The 6,550-nt window shown below is 54.5% G+C and carries 10 protein-coding genes; 8 read left to right on the plus strand and 2 right to left on the minus strand.

Translation table 11 applies throughout. From position 1 onward, the window contains the following. The 3 genes from PHC90_13925 to PHC90_13935 form a co-directional block, all read left to right on the plus strand. The coding region (locus PHC90_13925) for a methyl-accepting chemotaxis protein (protein ID MDD3847442.1) at nt 1–990 on the plus strand (990 nt) is incomplete at its 5' end. 10 nt (nt 991–1,000) lie between these two features. Beyond that, nucleotides 1,001–1,519, plus strand: coding sequence for a chemotaxis protein CheW (locus PHC90_13930; protein MDD3847443.1), 519 nt, complete (start codon nt 1,001–1,003; stop codon nt 1,517–1,519). A gap of 394 nt (nt 1,520–1,913) precedes the next feature. Then, a complete protein-coding gene (locus PHC90_13935; protein ID MDD3847444.1) occupies nt 1,914–3,074 on the plus strand; it encodes an ATP-binding protein in 1,161 nt (386 codons plus the stop codon). Between the two features lie 29 nt (nt 3,075–3,103). On the opposite strand, the gene PHC90_13940 is transcribed toward PHC90_13935, so the two are convergent. Together PHC90_13940 and PHC90_13945 are read right to left on the minus strand one after the other, a co-directional pair. After that, a complete protein-coding gene (locus tag PHC90_13940; protein MDD3847445.1) occupies nt 3,104–3,523 on the minus strand; it encodes a type II toxin-antitoxin system VapC family toxin in 420 nt (139 codons plus the stop codon). Further along, nucleotides 3,492–3,743 (minus strand): type II toxin-antitoxin system Phd/YefM family antitoxin, encoded by a 252-nt coding sequence (locus tag PHC90_13945; protein ID MDD3847446.1) that lies wholly within the window; start codon nt 3,741–3,743, stop codon nt 3,492–3,494. The genes PHC90_13940 and PHC90_13945 overlap by 32 nt, the downstream gene beginning before the upstream one ends. Nucleotides 3,744–3,842: 99 nt before the next feature. On the opposite strand from PHC90_13945, the gene PHC90_13950 reads away from it, so the two are divergent. From PHC90_13950 to PHC90_13970, 5 genes are all read left to right on the plus strand, one after another. Then, nucleotides 3,843–4,166, plus strand: coding sequence for a hypothetical protein (locus PHC90_13950; GenBank protein MDD3847447.1), 324 nt, complete (start codon nt 3,843–3,845; stop codon nt 4,164–4,166). A 335-nt stretch (nt 4,167–4,501) separates the two neighbouring features. Further along, nucleotides 4,502–5,224 (plus strand): methyltransferase domain-containing protein, encoded by a 723-nt coding sequence (locus tag PHC90_13955; GenBank protein ID MDD3847448.1) that lies wholly within the window; start codon nt 4,502–4,504, stop codon nt 5,222–5,224. Nucleotides 5,225–5,420: 196 nt separating this feature from the next. Then, nucleotides 5,421–5,780 carry a hypothetical protein gene (locus tag PHC90_13960; GenBank protein MDD3847449.1) on the plus strand — a complete coding sequence of 120 codons (360 nt, stop codon included), beginning with the start codon at nt 5,421–5,423 and terminating at the stop codon, nt 5,778–5,780. Beyond that, complete coding sequence (locus PHC90_13965; protein ID MDD3847450.1) at nt 5,717–6,163, plus strand: IS30 family transposase; 447 nt, start codon at nt 5,717–5,719, stop codon at nt 6,161–6,163. The genes PHC90_13960 and PHC90_13965 overlap by 64 nt, the downstream gene beginning before the upstream one ends. A gap of 72 nt (nt 6,164–6,235) precedes the next feature. Continuing rightward, nucleotides 6,236–6,550, plus strand: a 315-nt coding sequence (locus tag PHC90_13970; GenBank protein MDD3847451.1) for an SMEK domain-containing protein, incomplete at its 3' end; no start/stop codon positions are given.

Below are 6,550 nucleotides of genomic sequence, written 5' to 3' on the forward strand. Positions count from 1 at the left end.
GGGAACCTGGCGGTCAATGTCGAGATAAAGAGCGAGGACGAGACGGGTAAACTCCTCATGGCGATGAAGGACATGGTGGCCAAGCTCAGGGAGGTCGTCGAGGGCGTCAGCGCCGCAGGGGGCAACGTGGCGGCCGCGAGCCAGCAGATGAGCTCCGGCTCCCAGCAGGTCTCCGAGGGCGCCACCGTGCAGGCGGCATCCGCCGAAGAGGTCTCCTCCTCCATGGAGGAGATGTCCTCCAACATCAAGCAGAACGCAGACAATGCCCAGCAGACGGAGAAGATAGCCCTGAAGGCGGCAACTGATGCCAGAGAGGGCGGTCAGGCCGTGACGCAGACCGTGTCGGCCATGAAGGACATCGCGATGAAGATCTCCATCATCGAGGAGATAGCACGGCAGACGAACCTCCTGGCGCTCAACGCGGCAATAGAGGCCGCACGTGCGGGAGAGCACGGCAAGGGGTTCGCCGTGGTGGCCACGGAGGTGCGCAAGCTCGCCGAGAGGAGCCAGACGGCGGCCGCGGAGATATCGAAGCTCTCGGCATCCTCCGTCGAGGTGGCGGAGAAGGCCGGGGAGATGCTCACCAGGATAGTCCCCGACATCCAGAAGACGGCGGAGCTCGTCCAGGAGATAAGCGCCGCCTCCAATGAACAGAACTCCGGGGCGGAGCAGATAAACAAGGCCATCCAGCAGCTCGACCAGGTCATCCAGGAGAACGCGTCGGCAACGGAAGAGATGGCGTCCACCGCGGAGGAGCTCTCATCCCAGGCGGAGCAGCTCCAGGACATCATCGGGTTCTTCAGGACGGGCAACGAGAACAAGCAGGCGAAAAAGAAGATGGCGGCCGCGGTGCCCGCCCCCGTCAAGAACGCTCCCCGTCAGATAGCGGCGGCGAAGAAGACAGGCGGGAACGGCAACGGCGCCGAAGGCGTGGCGCTTGACATGGGTGCGGGCAACGACAAACTCGACGAAGAGTTCGAGAGATTCTAAGGAGGGGAGCATGAGCGTGTCTTCCATAAGCGGAACAAGACAGTATCTGACCTTCCAGCTCAACGACGAGGTCTTCGCGATAGACGTTGCGAACGTGCGGGAGATACTGGAGTTCAACAGCGTCACAAAGGTCCCCCGGAGCCCCGAGTACATGCGGGGCGTCATCAACCTCCGGGGATCGGTGGTACCCGTCTTCGACATGCGCCTCAAGTTCGGCATGTCGTCAACGGAAAGGACGATCAACACATGCATCGTCGTCGTCGAGGTCTCCTACGACGGTGAGGACATCATAATAGGGGCGCTCGTCGACTCCGTGCAGGAGGTCTTCGAGCTCGAGGCGGGACAGATAGAGCCCGCCCCGAGGATAGGCACCCACCTGAGGACGGAGTTCATCTCCGGCATGGGCAAGAGGGACGAAAGGTTCATCATCATCCTCGACATAAACAAGGTCTTCTCCGCGGAGGAGATAACATCCGCCCACGAGATGACAGGGACGGAAGAGGAAGAGAGACTGGCCGGGAACGAATAGAAGACGGTTACAGGTTACAGGTTTCCAGGAAAGAGAAGGTGCGGCCTGGTCCCCAGGGGAGCGGGCCGCATTGCCTGGCTCCCCCATCTTCAAGGATCTTCACAATATCGCTGCAGTTCCTGTCTCTGGCTATCTTGAGCGCCGTCAAACCTTTCCTGGCCGCGGCATTCGGATCGGCCCCAACTGCCGGAGGTACTCACTATTATCGGTCGATGATCTCGCCTGGATCAAGCTCTGTGACGCCGCGCGTGAACACGTGAAAGGGTTCGTTCATCCGGGCTATCGACGTGCTCTGCATATCACGATCACAGCTGACATTAATCTCTTAACGCCCCCCTGGTGTGCAGTGAAAATAAGTCTTTACAAATTAGAAGTTAGTTTCTAATATGTAAATATGATAGCGCGAGAACTGACGAAGGTCATCAAAGACAGGCTTCGGTCATTCCCTGCCGTTGCAATACTGGGTCCGCGCCAGTCGGGAAAAACCACACTTGCCAGAACCTATTCGGCGGATTATTTCGACCTTGAGATCGAGTCGGATAGACTGAAGGTCGATCTTCAATGGAACGGTATCATCGCATCGGACAGGCTGGTGGTGCTCGATGAGGCCCAGAGCTATCCCGGGGTCTTTCCAAGGATTCGCAACGCCATAGATGCCAGCCGGGGAAAGAAGGGGAGGTTTCTCCTTCTCGGCTCGGTGTCCCCGGGTCTCATGAAGGAAGTATCCGAGTCATTGGCGGGGCGGATTGCCCTGTGTGAGCTGGCCCCCTTTTCAATAACGGAGATTGGCAAGGTGAAAGATGACGATCTCTGGCTGAGAGGCGGATATCCCGACGGGAGCATTCTGGATGGCAAAGGATACCCCGTCTGGCAGAACAACTACCTTGATCTTCTTTCCATGCGAGATCTTCCCCTTTGGGGCCTGCCCGCGGCCCCCCCGGCCACACGGCGCTTTTTCGCCATGCTCGCCGTCGGGCAAGGGAATCCCTGGAACGCAAGTCAGATGGGAAAGAGTCTCGGCGTCTCTTACCACACGGCGACTTCTTACCTTAATTACCTCGAACAGGCATACCTCATAAGAAGGGTCTACCCGTACCATGACAACCTGAAGAAGCGGCTGACCAAGAGCCCGAAGGTGTACTGGCGTGACAGCGGCCTTCTCCACAGCCTTCTTCGCATCAACTCATTCGATGACCTCATCTCCCATCCCCACGTCGGCGCAAGCTGGGAAGGATGGGTCATCGAACAGATCCTGACCTTTCTCAACAACAGAGGCATTCAATACGACGGCCCCTATTACCTCAGAACGAATGACGGCTACGAGATCGATCTCATCATCACCCTTGCCGGGAACACCTATGCGATAGAGATCAAACTCACTACTTCCCCATCACAGGGAGACATGCAGCGCCTGACCAAAACCGCCGCCTTGATCGGAAACCCAACTCCGGTCCTTATCTCACGATCCCCCGATCACATAGAAGGAGGCAACGTGCTTTCCACAAACCTGAGGATGTTCCTGAAATATCTGGAGGGAGATGGAAAGACGACTTGAATGGCTTGAGTCGCTTCGCTAATCTTCTTTCATTGTCTTTTCGAAATGGGATTGAACTTGATCAATGTCATTTCATCCATCATACTGAAATGCCGGTAATTGCAGGTGGCAAAGGAAGCCTTGCTGGCCATTGCCGTGGCCGCAATGATGGCGTCAACGGTCCTGAGGCCGTGTGACAGGGTATACAGCTTCAGCAGCGAGATGGCTTTTTCCGATATTGCACCGTCGCAATGGACAACACGTGAGAAGTTCTCACTGAAAAAAGCGGTGATGTCCTTCAGCTCCCTTTTGTTCCGGCAACCCTGGATAAGCTCCATTATGCACACAGAACTAACGTATCTTTGTTCATATGGAGTCTTCTCCATGAGTTGTGCGGCTGTTTCCAGACCGCGAAAATACCAGATGAGAACGTCAGTGTCAAACAGTACCGGCCGGGCCTTTTCTTTCATTTCTCCTCTCGCTCACCCATATGCCGGGGTCTTTCATATCCTCCCTGTCCTTCCAGAGACCGAAACCGATATGCTTGAAACTGCGGTCTTCTTTCTCGATAGGCTTCAGGACAGCCGCCGGCTTTCCCCTCAAGGTTATGATCACCTCGTTGCCTTTTCTCGTCTCTTCCAGGATGGCCGACGTCTTGATCCTCAATTCCTTGGCGGACACTATCTTCATGGCAACCTCCAAATATACACTCTGAAGTATACACCTGCAACATATCCGTGTCAAGCGTCGCCCGGTTTCCTATCTATAATGGACGGAGGGCGTGATAATGTGAAAGGTGTCCCGCGACCACCTCAACTGTTTCGCACCGAAAAACGGGGGGTTTGCGAAACACTCACCGGGCAGGTAACCACCAGGGACTTCTCCATCAAGACAAGCTACGCGGAAATGAAATTCAAGAGAAGCGAGATCGTCCACATCCACTTCGAAAACCCACCCCAATTCACCCAGGACGAAATGCTGCTCCTCGCTTCTGACGTTCTGAAGGGCGTTGTGTTTCCCTCTGCTATCACGATCAACCTCTCGTCATCCGGTCAAACGGTTAAGCTGGGTAAGGACAAGATACATACAATAATGTTTCTCGACAGCGTCTGATGGAAGGACAGCTCAAGGGTTTCAGGTTTCAAGGACAATGCAAAAAGATTATCTCACGCCCGTTGGTCGCAAGCTTCTCTCTTAAGCTCTTGCACTGCCTTCGGCTAAAATGTATGACTGCAATACCTGACCCCAAGGACTTCTGGCCTTTGACCATGCTCGAAGTCGCGAGTCGCGAAAGGCTCTTTCAGCACAGTATGAAGAGGGGTCCAATCTCCTGAGAATGTGAAGATGTGCAGGGTGTCACCAAGGCTTGCACTCAATCCCATTGCCCGCGCCCTAAGTATCGCGCTATAATGATCGGGTATCCACAACCTATTATGGAGGGTATCGCAGTGAAGCTGTCTTCGTGGGAATACGACGATATGATACAGATCGGCAAGGACTTCATGAGTCGTGAGGTGGTGGAAGGCTATGACGCAAAGCACCGCCGGTTCCGCGACGTCATGAAGGAGAACGAGGCTGTTATTGACATGTTTGGCCTTCGTGAAGACCACGTGGTCGCCGATATCGGATGCGGCACGGGAGCGTTCGTCATACAGGCGGCACGGCGGTGCGCGAAGGTGTTTGCCATCGACATCTCGACGGCTATGCTGGATTACACGAGGCGCGAGGCGGCCCGGCAGGGGATTACGAACATCGTTTATTGCACAGGCGGGTTCCTCACATACCGCCATGAGGGTGAACCTCTCGACGCCATCTCGACAAGCCTTACCCTCCACCACCTGCCGGATTTCTGGAAACAGAGGGCCCTTCGAAGAATGAACGATATCCTCAAGGACGGCGGCAGGCTGTACCTGATGGATATAGTCTTCTCCGATGAGGACTACGAAAGGAACATTCCCGTCTGGATCGAGAAGCTCCGTTCCGAGGTAGGTCCTGACATGGCCGAGGCCGTTATGGGCCACATACGCAAGGAACACTCCACGTTCACCTGGATAATGGAGGGACTCCTCGAGAGGGCAGGTTTCAGGATCGACGACAGGATCATCTCAGATGGTGCCGTCGCCAGGTATTTCTGCACAAAGAACGTCCCGGTGCCCCGCTCTAACGTTTAAGGAATGATCATTCCTTTGTGCCGAAACGCCATTTCGCTCATACGCTCCCTGCGCGTGGTCTTCGACCATGCTCGAAGTCGCGAATCGCGAAAGGCTCTTTCGGTACAGTATGGAGAGGGGTGCTGTTTCGGGATTCACGCTAAGGGGAATATACACACTTGGACTTGTTTGGATGTGTTGTAACCAATAAGAAATATTGACAAACGTGCAGAGCGGTCCTGAGTTTCTTAATTTCTTAAGAACGTCCCCTTGGTGCCCCTATGCCGTTGTCGATACGCGAAAGCGCTGCGGTGACTGGGAAGGCGATACGATGGAGGGAGGGAAAGGGTCAGGCGGTCTTGCGACCCATGTGGAACGCAGATGCCGGTATCTGATAGCGGCAAGGCTTAACGACAAGAAGGCCGCCACCATGACGCAGCAGAGCATCAGGTCAGGTGCCCCTATGCCGTTGTCGATACGCGAAAGCGCTGCGGTGACTGGGAAGGCGATACGATGGAGGGAGGGAAAGGGTCAGGCGGTCTTGCGACCCATGTGGAACGCAGATGCCGGTATCTGATAGCGGCAAGGCTTAACGACAAGAAGGCCGCCACCATGACGCAGCAGAGCATCAGGTCATTCAGGAAGGTACCCAGGGCGTTCCGTCACACACTGACCGTTGATAACGGGAAGGAGTTCTCCCGGTTCAAGGAGCTTGAAGCGAAGACCGGATTGACGGTCTATTTTGCCGATCCTTATTCTGCCTGGCAACGGGGGACCAACGAGAACACGAACGGTCTGCTGCGGCAGTACTTTCCCAAAGGAACCGATTTCAGAAGCATATCGGACAAAGAGATTGCCATGGCGGTCAAAAAGATCAATAATAGACCGAGGAAGTGCCTCAACTACCAGACGCCCCATGAGGTTTATTTCCATGCTCTCCGGGCTGGTGGTGCACTTTGAAGTGGAATCTGCCAATAAAATGCTCTTGGATGCTACGAATGAAAACTAAGAACCCAGTGTATTGATCAAAATATGACACGTCAAGAACTTCTACAACGATCAAGTACTCTTTTAGGGCGTTTTGCGCACGAGGTGAAAGTCGCGAACGCCATGGGATTATTTGACATTAACACCATTACGGAGGACTTCCTTATCCCCGTCTTCAAGATAGCTTTCGATTGCCCCGATCTGTGCAACCAAAATCGTATCCAAATGAATTTCCCGGCCATCGATCTGGGATGCAAAACTAGCAGAATCTCTATCCAGATCACTTCTGACTCTTCAAGCAGTAAAGTGTGCGAAACGCTGAAGAAATTTGAATCTCACAACCTCGGCAAAGATTTTGAC

It is taken from the genome of Syntrophorhabdaceae bacterium (assembly GCA_028698615.1).
Lineage (GTDB): Bacteria > Desulfobacterota > Syntrophorhabdia > Syntrophorhabdales > Syntrophorhabdaceae > Delta-02.

What these genes read in the sequence shown, in the direction of transcription:
- PHC90_13930 (MDD3847443.1), top strand. Translation starts at nt 1,001, where the DNA reads ATGAGCGTGTCTTCCATAAGCGGAACAAGACAGTATCTGACCTTCCAG.
- PHC90_13935 (MDD3847444.1), top strand. Translation starts at nt 1,914, where the DNA reads ATGATAGCGCGAGAACTGACGAAGGTCATCAAAGACAGGCTTCGGTCA.
- PHC90_13940 (MDD3847445.1), bottom strand. Translation starts at nt 3,523, where the DNA reads ATGAAAGAAAAGGCCCGGCCGGTACTGTTTGACACTGACGTTCTCATC.
- PHC90_13945 (MDD3847446.1), bottom strand. Translation starts at nt 3,743, where the DNA reads ATGAAGATAGTGTCCGCCAAGGAATTGAGGATCAAGACGTCGGCCATC.
- PHC90_13965 (MDD3847450.1), top strand. Translation starts at nt 5,717, where the DNA reads ATGGAGGGAGGGAAAGGGTCAGGCGGTCTTGCGACCCATGTGGAACGC.